The sequence below is a fragment of the Actinophytocola gossypii genome (assembly GCF_025165815.1).
GTDB lineage: Bacteria > Actinomycetota > Actinomycetes > Mycobacteriales > Pseudonocardiaceae > Actinophytocola > Actinophytocola gossypii.
The window spans coordinates 657556-673515 of the sequence record NZ_JAFFZE010000006.1 but is presented as its reverse complement, the minus strand read 5'-3'; the positions used below and the strand labels follow the sequence as shown (position 1 = coordinate 673515).

Here is a 15960-nt window from a genome sequence, read left to right as displayed (position 1 = left end):
TCACACCAGATACGTCGTCACGATGTCCTCGACGATGCCCCGGGCCTGCCGCAGCGGGGCCCGGTCGCCCTCGACGGTGACGCTGACGACCAGCCGCTGTTCCGGCAGGACGACCTCGATCGCGCGGGTGGTGTCGCGGTCCACGGTCCAGGACTCGAGCCCGGCGATGTCGGCCCTGGTCCCCTTCCCCCGGTACAGCTCATGTTGCCCCGGCGGGTGGAACGACACGCCCACGGTCACGGCGCGGCTGGTGGTGACGAACTGGCAGTGGTCGTAGGTGATCACCGGATCGACCAGGGGGAACCGTTCGCGGACCGGCTCGCGGGCCAGTTGGCAGGCGACGTCGGGGTCCTCGGCCGCGGCGACTATGTCGTCGTCGGGCAGCGGGGTGTCCTCGTGCGGGCGACAGTCGAGTTTTATGTACGCGCACGGGCCGGTCCTCGGCACGTCCGGCTCGTCCGGCCCGTAGAGCAGCGGGTCCTGCGGGGTGATCGAGGGCGGCCGGGGCGGGGTGGACAGCACTCCCGCGGCGATCTCCCTGGCCAGGTCGCAGTCCGGCGCGCGCACCGCGACGACCTGCTCCGCCGCGCCGAACGGGCCGTTGGTCCAGCTCACCTCGCACTTGCTGCCGATCGGCTCGACGGCGACCGGCATGCCGCCGACTGTGTCGGAGCTGTCCGGGTCGGGGCCGTAGGCGAGAGTTAGCTGGATCCGGGGTACGGGGGTCGGCAGCTCCGCGTCGGCGACGCAGCCGTCCATGCCGTGCCTGCCCCGCCGGTCCAGGTCGAGTTGGTGGTCGAGGCGGGTCGGCAGGGCGGCCGCGAGCAGGGTGCACGGGTCCCAGTCGGCCATCGGCAGCTCGGCCGGCGGCAGGGTGGGCAGGCGCCGCGCGGCGGTCTCGACGACGGGGAGCACCGCCGCGCACGGCCCTCGGACGACGTCGAACCGGATCGAGAGCTTGAAGCTCACCGGCAGGTGGGCCGAGCAGCGTGCCCGGTCCAAGGGGTCGACGTAGGCCTTGGCGCCGCCGAGCACGCGGGGGCGGCTCTTGTCCTCCTCGTCGAACCTGACGCCCATCCGGATGAAGAACTCGTTGCCACCGGCCCGTACCTGGCACCGGTGGGGTCCGAGCGCGGTGACGTTCCCGTCGACCATCGCGCACGCGTCGACCAGCCGCAGCGCCGCCAGCACGGCGTCCTGGTCGCGGTCCACGGGGACGGCGGGGTCGGGCAGCGGCCTGGACCCGACCGGGACCGTGCAGCCCGCGAGCACCAGAAACAGGACGACAACGGCGACGCGCACGCACCAACGGTAGCTAGGCGTGCACCTGCGGTGGGGTGGAATGCGGCTCCTCGTCGTTGACCACGCGGGCGCCGGGGACCGGGCCGTGCACGACGCGGACCGTGCGGCAGACGCCCGCGCCGGACAGCTCGGCGGCGACCTGCACGGCGGCCTCGGCGTCGGCGCACAGGAACGCGCAGGTCGGGCCCGAGCCGGAGACGATGCCGGCGAGCGCACCCGCGTTCACGCCGGCACGCAGGGTGCGGCGCAGACCCGGACGCAGCGAGACCGCGGCGGCCTGCAGGTCGTTGCCGAGCAGCAGCGCGAGCTGGCGGGCCTCCCCGGACGCCAACGCCTCCAGCACCGGCTCGACGGCACCGACGCGGGCCGGCTCGCCGGTGGCGCGCAGGCGGTCCAGCTCGCCGTAGACCTTCGGGGTGGCGAGGCCGCCGCGGGCGAACGCCAGCACCCAGTGGAACGTGTGCCTGGACAGCACCGGCACGATCTGCTCGCCGCGGCCGGTGCCGAGCGCGGTACCGCCGTGCAGCATGAACGGCACGTCGCTGCCCAGGGTGGCGGCGACCGAGGCCAGCTCGTCGCGGCTGATCTCCAGCTTCCACAGGTTCGCCAGGCCGACGAGGGTGGCGGCCGCGTCCGCGCTGCCGCCCGCCATGCCGCCGGACACCGGGATGCCCTTGCGGATCAGCACCCGCACCTTGGGCTCGTCGGCCTCCTTGCCCACGTACCGGGCGAGCTCCTCGACCGCGCGCCAGGCCAGGTTCGAGCCGCCGGTCGGCACCGACGTCGCGCCCTCGCCGCGGACCTCGACCCCCGGCTCGTCCGCGATGGCCACGGTGACGTCGTCGGTCAGCGACAGCGACTGGAAGATCGTGGCCAGCTCGTGGAAGCCGTCCTTGCGCACCGCACCGACCGCGAGGTGCAGGTTCACCTTCGACGGCACCCGCACGGTCACCGGACGCGGAACGACAGCCAACACCCTCCCAGCCTACGGCCTGCGGGATCGATGCCGGATCAGGCGGCCACGAGCTCCCGGACGGCGTGGCGGTGGACGGCGGCACCTCGGGCGGAGAGCCAGCCGAGGGCCGCGTCGGAGCCGGCGCCGGTCAGGCCGAGCCGGAACCGCGCGACCGGGGTCTCGCCGAACTTGGTGACCCCGCCGCCCACCACCGCGATCTCGGTGCCGAACCGGCTCGTGGCCTCCGGCAGCAGCGAACCGACCGCCGCGAAGCCCACCAGCACGACGTCCGCCACGTCCGCGTACCCGTGCGGCACCGGCCCGTCGATCGCCGGCAGCACCGCCTGGGCGACCAGGCTGTCCTGGTCCCGCACCAGCTCCAGCAGGCGCCCGGTCTCCAGGATCCGCCCGTGCTCCAGCACCGCGACGTCGTCGGCGATCCGCCGCACCACGCTGGTGTCCTGGGTGGCGACCAGCACCGTCGCGCCCAGCTCCGCGCGCGCCCGGTCCAACACGGCGAGCACGCCCGCGGCACCGTCGGCGTCCAGGGACCCGGTCGGGTCGTCGGCGAGCACCACGTCCGGCTCGCCGATCAGCGCGCGGGCCACCGCGACCCGCTGCCGCTGCCCGGCGGTGAGGTCGGCCGGGTAGGTCGCCGCCTTGTCGGTGAGCCCGATCAGGTCGAGCACCCGGCCGACGCGCTCGCGGCGCTGCGGGCCGTCCATGCCGGCCTGCTCCAGCGGCAGCGCGATGTTCCCGGCGGCGGTGCGCTGCCCGAGCAGCGACTCACCGGCGGGCACCACGCCTATCCGCGAGCGGGCCAGGCGCAGGCTGCGCTCGTCCAGCGCGCCGGTGTTGCGGCCGTCCAGCCGGAACACGCCGCTGTCCGGGCGCTCGCGCAGGGACAGCACCCGCGCGAGGGTCGACTTGCCGGCGCCGGCCGGACCGACCACGCCGGCGATGACACCGGCCGGCACGTCGAGGGTGACGTCGTCGAGGGCCACGACCGAGCCGGCCGTACTTCGGAAGGACTTGCTGAGGTTCTCCAGGGTGATCACGTCTGTGCTCCAGGCGCGTTGGACCTGCCCAGGGATCGCTGGGCAGGTTTGGGGTGACGGGTGGACTCGGCGGGGTTACCTGCTGAGTCGACAGCCCGTGACGGTGCGCCGGCACTGATCGATGACTCGCCTGGTCGTGAGCAGGACCATGGCTCTCACTCCTCCATCGCTCCTGGCGGTAGCACCTGCCCGCGACGGGTGGTTGCTGCGGCGTCGACGAGCCAGGTCTCTCGGCCGCTCAGGATGGATACCTACCCCAGTCAACCCGACGACCCGCGATGATCGCAACTGCCTGACGGGTCAATCGAGTGTTGCGCTAGCCACTCGCGCGAAGTCCGCGACCGAGAGCTGCTCGCCGCGCGTGCCAGGGTCGACCCCGGCACGCTCCAGCAGCCCGCCCGCCCGCGCCGCGGACCCGGCCCAGCCGGCCAGGGCCGCCCGCAGCGTCTTGCGCCGCTGCGCGAACGCGGCGTCGACGAGCCCGAACACGGCGTCCCGGTCGCCGGGCGGGGGTTCGCGGCGGGTCAGCCGGACCAGCGCGGAGTCGACGTTGGGCACCGGCCAGAACACCGAGCGCGGGACGGTAGCGACCCGGCGCGCGTCCGCGTACCAGGCGATCTTGACGCTGGGCACGCCGTAGACGCGGGAACCCGGGCCCGCGGCCATCCGGTCGGCGACCTCGGCCTGCACCATCACCAGGGCGCTGCGCAGGGACGGCAGGGTGGCCAGCAGGTGCAGCACCACCGGCACGGAGACGTTGTAGGGCAGGTTGGCGACCAGGCTCGTCGGTGCGGTGTCCAGGGTGACCCGCAGGGCGTCGCCCTCGACCACGTCGAGCCGGTCGGCCAGGCCGGGGGCGCGGTCGGCGACGGTCGCGGGCAGCCGGGCGGCGAGCACCGGGTCGACCTCGACGGCCAGCACGCGGGCGCAGGCGGGCAGCAGGGCGAGGGTGAGCGACCCGAGTCCCGGCCCGACCTCGACCACCACGTCGTCGTCGGTCAGGCCGGCTGCGGTGACGATGCGGCGCACGGTGTTGGGGTCGTGCACGAAGTTCTGGCCCAGCCGCTTGGTCGGCCGCAGCCCCAGCTCACCGGCGAGCCGCCGCACGTCGGCCGGCCCGAGCAAGTCACTGCGCACCGAACGAGCCTATTGGGGCTCCTCGGGCGGGTCGTCGGCGGCCACGAGCGTGCGCTGCACCCAGGCCACGTCGTGCCAGGCGCCGTGCTTCCAGCCGATCCGCCGGTAGGTGCCGACGGGCTCGAAGCCCATCGCCCGGTGCAGGCCGACACTGGCGTCGTTCGGGAGCGTCATGCCGGCCGCCGCGGTGCGGAACCCGCGCGCGGCGAGCCGGTCGAGGAGCGCGCCGTAGAGGGCGCGGCCGGCACCCGTGCGCCGCCTGCCGCGTTCGATGTAGACGCTGACCTCGCAGGCCCAGCGGTAGGCCGCGCGGTCCTTGAACGGGCCGCCGTAGGCGTAGCCGACGACCCGGCGGCCGTCTTCGAGCACCACCCAGGCGTGCGTGGCGGTCGCGGCCGCGATCCGCTCGGCCATCCGGGCGACGGTCGGCGGCTCGGTCTCGAACGTGACCGCCGTGTCGGTGACGTACGGGGCGTAGATCGCGGCGCACGCCTCGGCGTCGCTCGCCGTGGCGTCCCGGACCACGTCCGGCTACTGGGGCAGGCCCAGCTGCTGCGAGCAGTGCGGCCAGGCGCCGTATCCGCCGCCGCGCGCGTCCCGGACCTTGGTCGCGATCGCGATCTGCTCCTCGCGGGTGGCCTGGTACGCGGACGGCGCGTACTGCTCGCCGCCGTAGGCGTCCCAGGTGCTGTCCAGGAACTGCAGGCCGCCGGAGTAGCCGTTGCCGGTGTTGATCGACCAGTCGCCGCCGGACTCGCACTGCGCCAGCGCGTCCCAGACCTCGCCGTCGGAGATCTCCGGGACCGGGGGCTCCTTGGTGCCGACCCGCACGACCCTCGGCTTCGGCTTCTTGGTGATCTTGGAGCCGATCTCCTCGCGGGAGATCACCTCGCCGTTCTTCATCGTGACCCGGTAGGTGGCGATCCGCTCGCCCGCGACACCCGGGTCGAGCACGACCTCGGTGCCCTCGTCGGCGTTCGGGTCCTCGACGATCTGCTCCGGCGGCTCGACCTTCTCGGTCTTGTTGACCACCGTGACGCCGTTGCGGGTGATCCGCACCTCGGAGCCGTCGGTGACCTTCATGGCGTTGCCGGGGGTGATCTTGTCGTCCTTGCCCAGCTTGAGGTTCAGCTCGGCCAGGAGCTCGTCGACGGTGACCGCCGTGGTCTGCATCGGCACCGGCTTCTTGCCGCCGTCGAACAGGGTGATGTTCTTGAGGGTCTTGATCTCCATCGACAGGCCGTTGAGCGGCACCGCCGCGCCCATGTCGTGGGACATCCAGGCGCCGTCGGCGGAGACGTTGACGGCCTTGAGGGCGTCCTCGACGGTCGTCGCGCGCACCCAGTGGTCGCGCTGCTCGCCGTCGATGGTCAGCTGGAGCTGGCGGCCGCGCTGCAGCACGATCGTGCCGCCGTCGTTGATGCTCGCGGCGGGCGACGGGGACAGCGCGTCGTGCGAGCCGACGTTCAGGCCCTCGTCCTCCAGCACCTCGCCGACGGTGTCGGCGTAGGTGTTGACCTGGTGGGACTTGCCGTCGATGTCGACCGTGACGGACTTGTTCATCGCGATGGCCGCGGCGCCGCCGCCGATCATCGAGACGAGGATCGAGGCGAGGGTGGCCTTGAGGACGTTCTTCTTCCACCGCTTGATGCCGGTGGCGAGGCCCTGGCTCTCCTCCTCCGGCTCCTCGGCCGGGAGGCGCCGCACCCGCGGCACACCGGGCATCTCGGACAGGTCGTCCGGGATGACCGGGAGGACGGTGGTCTCGGCGTTGATCAGCCGGATGAGCTCGTCGACGTCGACGTTGGCCACGGCCATGAGCTCGTCGGCCTGCGGGCCGAGGGCCACGCGGACGTCGCTCGGGGTGATGGCGAGGTCACCGGAGTAGGCGTTGACGTCCGCGTCGGGGAGCTGCCCGTACGCCGGGCTGGCCTCGTCGTAGAAGTCGGGGAACTCGGCACGCCAGGCGCGAAAGTCCGCGCTCGTGTCCGTGTCCAGGACCGCGGTCGCGGTGTTGGCCGGCGAGTCCACCGGGGTGAACCAGTCGGTGTCGGCGAAGCCGGAACCGTCGAAGTCGCCGGATCTGTGTCCGCTCACAGTGGTCGTTACCTCCAGAGAAAGGCCAGGGAGTACCCCGACAACCGCGTCTTCCGGGTGCCCCGAGACCGCCTCGTCTCAGCTACGGTCACGGGACAGTAACGGCGACGGACAGGTTGCGCAAACACCTGGACGCATCTCGTGACTCTGGTCACTCCACGAACGGAGTAGCGCGGGTCGCTCATTCATCCCAATACTCACGCGCCGCGACCACTGATCTCACCGGCAGTAGCGTCCGGTAGGCCGAACACCAGCTGCGCGTTGGCCGCGACGGCGGCCGCCAACTCCGCCACGTCCGCCCCTCTGAGCTGCGCAAGGTCGCGGATCGTGTACGCCGCGCAGTACGGCTCGCCCGGCCGGCCGCGGAACGGGTGCGGGGTGAGGAAGGGCGCGTCGGTCTCCACCAACAACTGGTAAGTGGGAATATGAACCGCGGCCTCCCGGAGCGCCCGCGCGTTGCGGAAGGTCACGGTTCCGGCCAACGACAGCACGTACCCGCGATCCACACAGCGCCGGGCGAACTCCGCGTCCCCGGAGAAGCAGTGGAACACCACGGTCTCCGGCGGACCCTCCTCCTCCAGGATCCGCCAGATGTCCTCGTGCGCGTCCCGGTCGTGGATCATCAACGGCTTGCCGAGCCGCTTGGCCAGGTCGATGTGCCACCGGAACGCCTCCTGCTGCGCGGCGGGCGGCGAGTAGTCCCAGTAGTAGTCGAGCCCGGTCTCCCCCACCGCCACCACCCGGGGCCGCCCCGCCAACGCCTCGACCTCGCCCCGATCGGTCGCCGAGAACGCCGCCGTCCGCGTCGGATGCACCGCGACGGCCGCGAACACCCGCTCGTCCCACGTCGCCGCCTCAGCCGCCCACCGAGCCGCCGCGAGGTCGTCCGCGACCGTCACCACCCGAGCCACACCCACGCTCGCCGCCCGGTCCACCATCGCCGTCACATCGGCCGCGTCCTTCGCCCCACACGCGTCCAGATGCGTGTGCGCGTCCACGATCGGCACCGGCAACGCCTCCGGCAGCGGCGGCGGTGTCCTCCGCTCACTCACTCCGCGAGCCCCACCTTCCCGTCCCGCGAGTCGTACGCTCCCGTCCCGCGAGTCGTACCTTCCCGTCCCGCGAGTCGTACGCTCCCGTCCGGCGAGTCGTACGCTCACGGTTCGATCGGGGCCCACTCCGGGCCGGTCTCGGCGAGCTTCGGGTCGAGCTTGGCGAACAGCGGGGTCGGCTTCGCCAGCGGCCGCCCGACCTCGATCGGCGTCGACTCCCACTTCGCCTGCTCCGCGGCGTAGTCACCGGTCAGGATCGGGTTGACCTTGCCGGCGACGTCCAGGTCGTCGACCTCCCGCAGCTCCGGCTGGGACGCCCACACACCCGTCCCGCCGAGCGCCTCGTGCACCTTCTGCGCGCTGTGCGGCAGGAACGGCGTCAGCAGCGTGTTCGCGTCCCGCACCACCTGCAGCGCGGTGTGCAGGATCGTGTCCCGCCGGTCCGGGTCGTCCTTGCGCTTCCACGGCTCCTGGTCGGAGATGTACTTGTTCGCCGCGCCGACCACCCGCATCGCCTCGCTGATCCCGGCCCGGAACCGCGACCGCGACAGGTGCTCGCCGACCGTGCCGAACGCGTCCCTGGCCAGCCGCTTGAGGTCCTCGTCGGCGTCGGTCGGCGCGACCGGCTTCGGCACCGCGCCCACGTTCTTGTGCGCCATCGACACCGCGCGGTTGACCAGGTTGCCCCACTCGTTCGCCAGCTCGAAGTTGATCCGGCGGACGAACTCCTCCCAGGTGAAGTCGACGTCCTGGGTCTCCGGCCCGGCCGAGGAGATGAAGTACCGCAGCGTGTCCGGCCCGAACTCGCGCAGGAAGTCGCCCAGGTAGATCACCGTGCCGCGGGACGTGGAGAACTTCGACCCGCTCATCGTCAGGAACTCGCTGGAGGCGATCTCACTCGGCAGGTTCAGCGTCCCGTACGGACCCGGCTCGCCGCCCCGGTCGCCGGCGCCGTTGTGGCCGAGCAGCAGCGCGGGCCAGATCTGGGCGTGGAAGGTGATGTTGTCCTTGCCCATGAAGTACACGGCCTGCGCGTCCGGGTCGTTCCACCACTGCTGCCAGGCGTCCTTGTCACCCGACCGGCGGGCCCACTCGACGCTGGCCGAGAAGTAGCCGATGACCGCGTCGAACCACACGTAGAACCGCTTGAGCGGCTCGTCGCGCCAGCCGTCCAGCGGGATCCGCACGCCCCAGTCCAGGTCGCGGGTGATCGGCCGGGGCCGCATGTCCTCGACCAGGTTGCGGGTGAAGTTGAGGACGTTGGGTCGCCAGTCGGTCTTGGTCGACAGCCACGTTCCCAGCGTCCGGGTGAACGCAGGCAGGTCGAGGAACAGGTGCTCGGTCTCGACGAACTTCGGGACCTCGCCGTTGATCCGGGACACCGGGTTCTTCAGGTCGGCGGCGTCGAGCTGGTTGCCGCAGTTGTCGCACTGGTCGCCCCGGGCGCCGTCGTACCCGCAGATCGGGCAGGTGCCCTCGATGTAGCGGTCGGGCAGCGTGCGGCCGGTCGACGGGCTGACCGCGCCGGTGGTGGTGCGCGGCTGGATGTAGCCGTTGCGGTGCAGGGCCAGGAAGATCTGCTGGACGACCTCGGCGTGGTTGCCGGTCGTGGTGCGGGTGTAGAGGTCGTAGGTGACCCCGAGGCCGCGCATGTCCTCGGCGATGACCTTGTGGTACTTGTCCGCGGTCTGCTGCGGCGTCAGGCCCTCCTTGTCGGCCTGCACCAGGATCGGGGTGCCGTGCTCGTCGCTGCCCGACACCATCAGCACCCGGTTGCCCGCCATGCGCATGTACCGGGAGAACACGTCGGAGGGGACGCCGATACCGGACACGTGGCCGATGTGGCGGGGGCCGTTGGCATAGGGCCAGGCCACCGCGGTCAACACGGGGATGCTCATGTCGGCCTAGCCTACGGAGGAGCCTTCGGGCGGGAGAATCGAGTATTGCGCTGAGGGAGGCCCGGTGTCGGCGACGCGGCTGCTGGTGCTGGGGGTCGTGCGGATGTACGGCCGGGCACACGGCTACCAGGTGCGGCGCGAGCTGCTGAGCTGGTCGGCGGACAAGTGGGCCAACGTCGCGCCCGGGTCGATCTACCACGCGCTGAAGAAGATGGCCGCCGAGGAGCTGCTCGAGGAGGTCCCGGCGGAGGAGGACGAGGAGGCGCGCGGCCCGGACCGCACGGCCTACCGGCTCACCCCCGACGGCGAGACCCACACCTTCGACACCGACCTCACCGACCTGCACCCACCGGAGCTCGTCCAGGCCTGCCGCCGTCTCGCCCACCGGTGGGCCACGGCCCCGGGCCGCGACTGACAACCAGCCGCGCTCAGTCCCTCGGTTCGCGGACGGCACCGCCGATGACCGTGGTGACCATCTCGTGGACGGTGGCGTCGTCGGGTGGGGTTCGGCGGTCGCCGAACAGGAGGTGGGCGGTGCCGATCAGCATGGGGGCCAGGCCGTCGACCTCGGCTTCGGGGGTGATTCGGCCGCGGGCGCGCTCGGCGGCGAGGTAGGCGGCGACCATGGTCACCGCCTCGGTGAGGACGGGGATGCCGGCGGGCCAGGTCTCGCGGAGGCGGTTCCGCAGGCCGTCGCGGAAGGTCACCAGGGGGACGACGGCCACCGCGACCGAACGGAACAGGGCGGTGAGCGCGTCGGCGAGGTTGCCGGTGACCGTGCCGGTGCCGGCCGCCTCGCACAGGGCGGACGTCTGGGCGTCCACGCGGTGCGCTCGGTCGAGTACGAACTCGGCGAGGAACGCGTCGAAGTCGTCGAAGTGCCGGTGGAGGACGCCCTTGGCGCACCCGGCCTCGTCGGTGACCGCTCGGCTGGTCAGTGCGCTCGGGCCGTCCCGGAGCAGGATTCGTTCGGCGGCGTCGAACAGCTGTCCGCGCACGTCACGCAGCTGCACTCCGGTCGGCAAGACGGGCCTCCTGGGACAAGTGGGCACTTGCCCATTATGGTGGGCACATGCCCACTCTACCGCCGCAACCACACCAGCACCGGCAGGTCGCCGAGTCCTTCGGCACCGACACCGACCGGTACGACCGCGCCCGGCCCGCCTACCCGGACCCGCTGGTGAAGCAGATCATCAGCGCCGCTCCCGGCCCCCGCGTCCTCGACGTCGGCTGCGGCACCGGGATCGCCGCCCGCCAGTTCCACGCCGCCGGGTGCACCGTCCTGGGCGTCGAGCCCGACCGGCGCATGGCCGACTTCGCGCGGCATCACGGAACCGAGGTCGAGGTGGCGACCTTCGAGGCCTGGGACCCCGCCGGCCGCGAGTTCGACGCCGTCGTCGCCGGCCAGGCCTGGCACTGGGTCGACCCGACCGCCGGCGTCACCAAGGCCGCGAGCGTGCTGGCGCCGAACGGCGTGTTGGCCGCGTTCTGGCACGTGTTCGACCCGCCGGCCGAGGTCAACGCCGCCTTCGCCGCGGCCTACCAGCGGGTCGTGCCCGACTCGCCGTTCACCCTTCCGCGGCAGGGCGGGAACAACTACGGCCCGATGCTCGTCATGGCGGCCGACGGTATCCGGGAGGCGGGCGGCTTCCACCCCCCGGAAGAGTCGCGGTTCGACTGGGAGCGGCACTACACCCGGACCGAATGGCTGGACCTGCTCCCCACCCAGGGCACCCTCACCCGACTCCAGCCGGATCAGGTCGCGGAGGTGCTGACCGACGTCGGCGCCGCCATCGACGCCCTGGGCGGCGGCTTCACCACGCGCTTCACCACCGTGGCCGTCACCGCGGTCCGCCGCTGACATCGGCCGCCCGCCGACCGGCGACACCGGGTGTCGGCCGCGGACACCTGCCGCGCGCCGATCGGCGATACTCCGGATCGTGGATCAGGTCCGGGACGTCGTGCGGCTCGTCGGTGACGTGCTCGGTCCCGAGGTCGTCGGGGCCTACCTGCATGGTTCCGCGGTCCTCGGCGGGCTTCGACCGGCGAGCGACCTGGACGTCCTCGTCGTCTCCCGGCGGCGGCTCGACGTACCCCGACGGCGCTCGCTCCTCGACGGGCTCCTCGCCGTCTCCGGTAACGGTGCCCGTCCGGTCGAGCTGACGGTCGTCGTCCACGGCGACGTGCGGCCGTGGCGGTACCCGCCGACCGGGGACTTCCTCTACGGCGAGTGGCTCCGCCACGAGTACGAGGCCGGCACGCTCCCCCAGCCGGAACACATGCCCGACCTCGCCGTGCTGATCACGACGGCGCTGGCCGGGAACCATCCGCTCATCGGTCCACCACCCGCCGAGGTCCTCGATCCCGTTCCGCACGCCGACCTCGTGCGGGCGACCGTCGCGGGTGTCCCCGACCTGCGAGCCGACCTCGCCGGGGACACCCGCAACGTCCTGCTGACCCTCGCCCGCGTCTGGGCCACCCTCGCCACCGGCGAGATCCTGCCCAAGGACGACGCGGCGGACTGGGCCATCGCTCGCCTCCCGGCCGAGCACCGGGCCGTGCTCGCCCACGCCCGCGACCTCTACCGCACGCGCCACTACGCCGACGAGCACTGGCCCGACGAGCTTCGCGCCCAGCTACCCCCGCACACCCGGCACGTACTCGCCGAGATCGACCGGCTCAGCGGTTGACGGCGGCCAACCCTTCCGGGGTGTACCGCTCGCCGGACACGGCGCCGCCCGGGACGGAGGAGTCGATCTCGGCCAGTTGGTCGGCGGACAACCGCACGTCGACGGCGGCGGCGTTCTCCTCCAGGTAGCGGAGCCGCTTCGTGCCGGGGATCGGGGCGACGTGCTCGCCCTGGGCCAGCAGCCACGCGAGCGCCACCTGGACCGGCGTGACCCCGAGCGTCGTCGCCAGGCCCTGGACCCGTTGGGCCAGCGCGATGTTCCGCTCCAGGTTCTCGCCCTGGAACTGGGGTAGGCCGCGGCGGAAGTCGCCCTCGCCGAGGTCGCGGAGGGCGTCCAGGTTTCCGGTCAGGAAGCCGCGGCCGACGGGCGAGTACGGGACCACGCCGACGCCGAGCTCTACGGCGGTCGGCAGGACGTACTCCGCCAGGCCCCGGTTGAACAGGGAGAACTCCGACTGCACCGCCGCGATCGGATGCGTCGCGTGCGCACGGCGCAGGGTGTCGGCGTTGACCTCGGACAGGCCCAGGTGCCGGACCTTGCCGGCCTCGACCAGCTCGGCCATCGCGCCGACGGTGTCCTCGATCGGCACGTCCGGGTCACGGCGGTGCAGGTAGTAGAGGTCGATCACGTCCACGCCGAGGCGGGTCAGGGAGCGGTCGATGGCGGCACGCACATACTCGGGGCTGCCGTCGACCCGCACGACGCCGCCGCCGACGATCTCCCGGATGCCGAACTTCGTCGCCAGCACCACCTCGTCCCGCCGGTCCCGGATCGCCCGGCCGACCAGCTCCTCGTTGTGCCCGCCGCCGTAGACGTCGGCGGTGTCGAGGAAGTTCACCCCCAGGTCGAGTGCTCGGTGCACCACCCGGACCGACTCGGCGTCGTCGGCCGGGCCGTACGTCTCGGACATCCCCATGCAGCCCAGGCCCAACGCGGAGACCTCGAGCGTGCCCACTGTGCGCGATTCCATGTCCCCAGGTAACACCCTGGAGCGCACTCCAGGTCAAATCAGCGCCAGGACGGGAGCCACAGCTCGGCCTGCCAGTGCCCTTCGGTAATTGAATCGCCGTTCAGAATCGGCCACAGCCAGACGAAGTTGGCCACCACCAGGCCCAGGTACAAGGCGACGACGAGCAGACCTGTCCCCCGGCGTTCGGGGCCGTCGCGGCCCGTACCGAGGATCTGGCCGAGCACCAGGGCCAGGCCGAGCACCAGGAACGCGGCCATCGGCGTCGCGTAGAAGAAGTACATCTGGCGGTCGAGGTTGGTGAACCACGGGAGCAGGCCGGCCAGGTAGGCGACCACCACGGCGGCGTAGCGCCAGTCGAGCCGGCCGATCATCCGCCACAGGCCCCAGGCGAGCATCGGCAGGGACAGCCACCACATCGCCGGCGTGCCGACCAGCATCGTCGCCGAGACGCAGGAGTCCTCGCCGCAGCTGGTGGTCTCGCCGTTGTAGTAGTACAGCATCGGACGCAGGCCCATCGGCCACGTCCAGGGCTTGGACTCCCACGGGTGCTGGTCGCTCGCCGGCGTCTCCAGGTTCTCGTGGAAGTCCAGGACGTTGCCCGAGTACTGCCACAGCGACCGCAGCGCGGTCGGGAACACCTCGTACCAGCCGTCGTGCCCGCTGACCTCCGCGAGGTGGCGGTCCACCGCCGTCTCGCTGGCGAACCATCCCCACCACGTCGCCAGGTAGACCGCCAGCCCGACGACGACGATGTTCCACAGCCCCGGCAGCAGGTCCCGGACGAGCGTGCCCTTCCACGGCTGCGCCACCCCGGCCGCACGCCGCGCGGACACGTCCCAGAGCACCATCATCACGCCGAACGCGGCGGCGAAGAACAGACCCGACCACTTCGACCCGCACGCCAGCCCCAGCGACACCCCGGTCGCGAACCGCCACCAGCGGAACCCGAGCCGCGGCCCGAACCGGGACTCGTCGGCCCAGCCCTCGCGCACCGACGCGGCCAGCCGTTCCCGGACCTGGTCGCGGTCGAGCAGCAGGCACCCGAACGCCACCAGCACGAAGAACGCCAGATAGATGTCGAGCATCCCCATCCGGCTCTGCACGTGCGACAGGCCGTCGCAGATCAGCAGCACGCCGGCGACCGCGCCGAGCAGCGTCGAGCGGGTGAGCCGGCGGGCGATCCGGATGACCAGCAGGATCATCAGCGCACCGCAGAGCGCGGCGGTGAAGCGCCAGCCCCAGCTGTTGTAGCCGAACAACCACTCGCCGACGGCGATCAGCTGTTTGCCGAGCGGCGGGTGGACGGTCACCTCGTAGCCGGGGTTGTCCTCGTAGCCGCCATTGCGCAGCATCTCCCACGCCTGCGGCACGTAGTGCTTCTCGTCGAAGACCGGGGTGCCGTCGGGGTCGGTGGGATAGCCGAGGTTCTGCAGCCGGACGATGCCGCCGATCAGCGCCAGGAACCCGGCGACCAGCCAGCCGCGCAGCCGGTCGGCCGGCATCGGCCTGCCGATCAGCTGGAGCTCGGCGAGCTCGGCTTCCGACAGGCGCTGCCCACCCGCCGACGCCGGTGACTCCGGCTGCCGGGTGGTCCCGTCCGGGGCGAGCACACTCACGGCGGTAGATCGTAGGCGGCGCGTGTACGGTCCCCGTTCACGGACACCATCACAGCACGTCCGGGTCCTTGATCGCCCAGATGGCCAAGACACCCGAGGGGAGCAGAAAGTGAGCACTGCGGATTTCTCCCGGGCGCAGTGGCGTAAGAGCACACACAGCGGCAACACAACCGACTGTGTGGAGGTGGCATGGCACAGGAGCAGCCACAGCGGCAACTCAGGGACCTGCGTCGAGGTGGCGCGGTGCGAGCACGCGGTCGGGGTGCGGGACTCGAAGCACGCGACCGGCCCGCACCTCGTGTTCGCCGAGGGCGCCTGGGCGGGCTTCCTGGGCCGAATGCGATGAAGGCGGCCTTCGTCGCATGCTGATCCTGGCCGCCACGCCGCTCGGGGACTCGCGGGACGCGTCGCCCCGGCTCGTCGATGCGCTCGGTACGGCCGACGTCATCGCCGCTGAGGACACGCGGCGGCTGCGGTCACTCGCCGCCGCGCTCGGGGTCACGCCGGGCGGCCGGGTGGTCAGCTTCTACGACGCCGTCGAGACCGCACGTCTGTCGGGGCTGGTCGGGGCCGTTGAGCGCGGCGAGACGGTTCTGCTCGTCACCGATGCCGGGATGCCGAGCGTCTCCGACCCGGGATACCGGCTCGTCGCCGCCTGTGTGGCCGCTGGGCTTCCGGTCACCTGCCTGCCGGGGCCGTCGGCGGTGACCACCGCGCTCGCCCTGTCCGGGCTGCCGTGCGAACGCTTCTGCTTCGAGGGTTTCGCGCCCCGCAAGGACGGTGAACGGCGACGGTTCCTCGCCGCCCTGGCCGAGGAACCCCGTACGGCCGTGTTCTTCGAGTCCCCGCACCGGATCGCCGCGACGCTCGCCGCGGCCGCCGACGTGCTCGGCGCGGAGCGGCGGGCGGCGGTCTGCCGGGAGCTGACCAAGCCGTACGAGGAGGTTCGGCGCGGCGGGCTGGGCGAGCTGGCCGAGTGGGCCGCCGACGGCGTGCGTGGGGAGATCACCGTCGTTCTCGCCGGGGCCGCGCCCGCCGACGTCGACCTGGACACGCTGGTCGGCCGGGTCACCGCCCTGGTCGAGGACGGGGTGCGGCTCAAGGACGCGGCCGGCGAGGTCGCCACCGCCGCCGGGGTCAGCCGGAAGCGGCTTTACGACGCCGTTCTGGCCGCGCGGGACTGAC

Annotated in this window: 15 protein-coding genes, 1 pseudogene and 1 riboswitch; of the genes and pseudogenes, 5 read left to right on the top strand and 11 right to left on the bottom strand. The window is 72.3% G+C overall.

Annotated features, from left to right (window positions below; translation table 11 throughout):
• The 8 genes from JT362_RS07865 to metG form a co-directional block, all read right to left on the bottom strand.
• A complete protein-coding gene (locus JT362_RS07865; protein ID WP_260190352.1) occupies positions 1-1302 on the bottom strand; it encodes a hypothetical protein in 1302 nt (433 codons plus the stop codon).
• 13 nt (positions 1303-1315) lie between these two features.
• On the bottom strand, positions 1316-2278 hold the full coding sequence (locus JT362_RS07860) for a 4-(cytidine 5'-diphospho)-2-C-methyl-D-erythritol kinase (RefSeq protein WP_260190351.1): 963 nt from the start codon (positions 2276-2278) through the stop codon (positions 1316-1318).
• Positions 2279-2313: 35 nt separating this feature from the next.
• Positions 2314-3315 carry a methionine ABC transporter ATP-binding protein gene (locus JT362_RS07855; protein WP_260190350.1) on the bottom strand — a complete coding sequence of 334 codons (1002 nt, stop codon included), beginning with the start codon at positions 3313-3315 and terminating at the stop codon, positions 2314-2316.
• A 160-nt stretch (positions 3316-3475) separates the two neighbouring features.
• Positions 3476-3565: riboswitch (SAM riboswitch) on the bottom strand.
• Positions 3566-3615: 50 nt separating this feature from the next.
• Entirely contained in the window at positions 3616-4452 is an 837-nt protein-coding gene (gene rsmA / locus JT362_RS07850) for a 16S rRNA (adenine(1518)-N(6)/adenine(1519)-N(6))-dimethyltransferase RsmA (RefSeq protein WP_260190349.1), read from the bottom strand.
• Between the two features lie 9 nt (positions 4453-4461).
• Positions 4462-4977 (bottom strand): GNAT family N-acetyltransferase, encoded by a 516-nt coding sequence (locus tag JT362_RS07845; RefSeq protein WP_260190348.1) that lies wholly within the window; start codon positions 4975-4977, stop codon positions 4462-4464.
• 6 nt (positions 4978-4983) lie between these two features.
• A complete protein-coding gene (locus JT362_RS07840) occupies positions 4984-6549 on the bottom strand; it encodes a transglycosylase family protein (protein WP_260190347.1) in 1566 nt (521 codons plus the stop codon).
• Positions 6550-6746: 197 nt separating this feature from the next.
• Positions 6747-7601, bottom strand: coding sequence for a TatD family hydrolase (locus tag JT362_RS07835; RefSeq protein WP_260190346.1), 855 nt, complete (start codon positions 7599-7601; stop codon positions 6747-6749).
• A 104-nt stretch (positions 7602-7705) separates the two neighbouring features.
• Positions 7706-9499, bottom strand: a complete 1794-nt coding sequence (gene metG, locus JT362_RS07830) for a methionine--tRNA ligase (protein ID WP_260190345.1) — start codon at positions 9497-9499, stop codon at positions 7706-7708.
• A gap of 64 nt (positions 9500-9563) precedes the next feature.
• Here metG and JT362_RS07825 point away from each other — a divergent pair.
• Positions 9564-9812: pseudogene (locus JT362_RS07825) on the top strand (PadR family transcriptional regulator); the annotation flags it as partial.
• Positions 9813-9927: 115 nt separating this feature from the next.
• On the opposite strand, the gene JT362_RS07820 reads toward JT362_RS07825, so the two are convergent.
• Positions 9928-10524: a TetR/AcrR family transcriptional regulator gene (locus JT362_RS07820; RefSeq protein WP_260190344.1), complete on the bottom strand. Its 597-nt coding sequence runs from the start codon at positions 10522-10524 to the stop codon at positions 9928-9930.
• Between the two features lie 47 nt (positions 10525-10571).
• On the opposite strand from JT362_RS07820, the gene JT362_RS07815 reads away from it, so the two are divergent.
• Positions 10572-11360 (top strand): class I SAM-dependent methyltransferase, encoded by a 789-nt coding sequence (locus JT362_RS07815; RefSeq protein WP_260190343.1) that lies wholly within the window; start codon positions 10572-10574, stop codon positions 11358-11360.
• Position 11361: 1 nt separating this feature from the next.
• Entirely contained in the window at positions 11362-12189 is an 828-nt protein-coding gene (locus tag JT362_RS07810) for an aminoglycoside adenylyltransferase family protein (RefSeq protein ID WP_375546457.1), read from the top strand.
• On the opposite strand, the gene JT362_RS07805 is transcribed toward JT362_RS07810, so the two are convergent.
• A complete protein-coding gene (locus JT362_RS07805; RefSeq protein WP_260190342.1) occupies positions 12179-13159 on the bottom strand; it encodes an aldo/keto reductase in 981 nt (326 codons plus the stop codon). The genes JT362_RS07810 and JT362_RS07805 overlap by 11 nt on opposite strands.
• A 38-nt stretch (positions 13160-13197) precedes the next feature.
• A complete protein-coding gene (locus JT362_RS07800; RefSeq protein ID WP_260190414.1) occupies positions 13198-14706 on the bottom strand; it encodes a dolichyl-phosphate-mannose--protein mannosyltransferase in 1509 nt (502 codons plus the stop codon).
• A gap of 253 nt (positions 14707-14959) precedes the next feature.
• On the opposite strand from JT362_RS07800, the gene JT362_RS35560 reads away from it, so the two are divergent.
• Together JT362_RS35560 and rsmI are read left to right on the top strand one after the other, a co-directional pair.
• Positions 14960-15121, top strand: coding sequence for a DUF397 domain-containing protein (locus JT362_RS35560; RefSeq protein WP_375546453.1), 162 nt, complete (start codon positions 14960-14962; stop codon positions 15119-15121).
• A gap of 16 nt (positions 15122-15137) precedes the next feature.
• Entirely contained in the window at positions 15138-15959 is an 822-nt protein-coding gene (rsmI, locus tag JT362_RS07790; RefSeq protein WP_260190340.1) for a 16S rRNA (cytidine(1402)-2'-O)-methyltransferase, read from the top strand.
• The last annotated feature ends 1 nt before the right edge of the window (position 15960 follow it).

What these genes read in the sequence shown, in the direction of transcription:
- rsmI (WP_260190340.1), top strand. Translation starts at nt 15,138, where the DNA reads ATGCTGATCCTGGCCGCCACGCCGCTCGGGGACTCGCGGGACGCGTCG.
- metG (WP_260190345.1), bottom strand. Translation starts at nt 9,499, where the DNA reads ATGAGCATCCCCGTGTTGACCGCGGTGGCCTGGCCCTATGCCAACGGC.
- JT362_RS07815 (WP_260190343.1), top strand. Translation starts at nt 10,572, where the DNA reads ATGCCCACTCTACCGCCGCAACCACACCAGCACCGGCAGGTCGCCGAG.
- JT362_RS07805 (WP_260190342.1), bottom strand. Translation starts at nt 13,159, where the DNA reads ATGGAATCGCGCACAGTGGGCACGCTCGAGGTCTCCGCGTTGGGCCTG.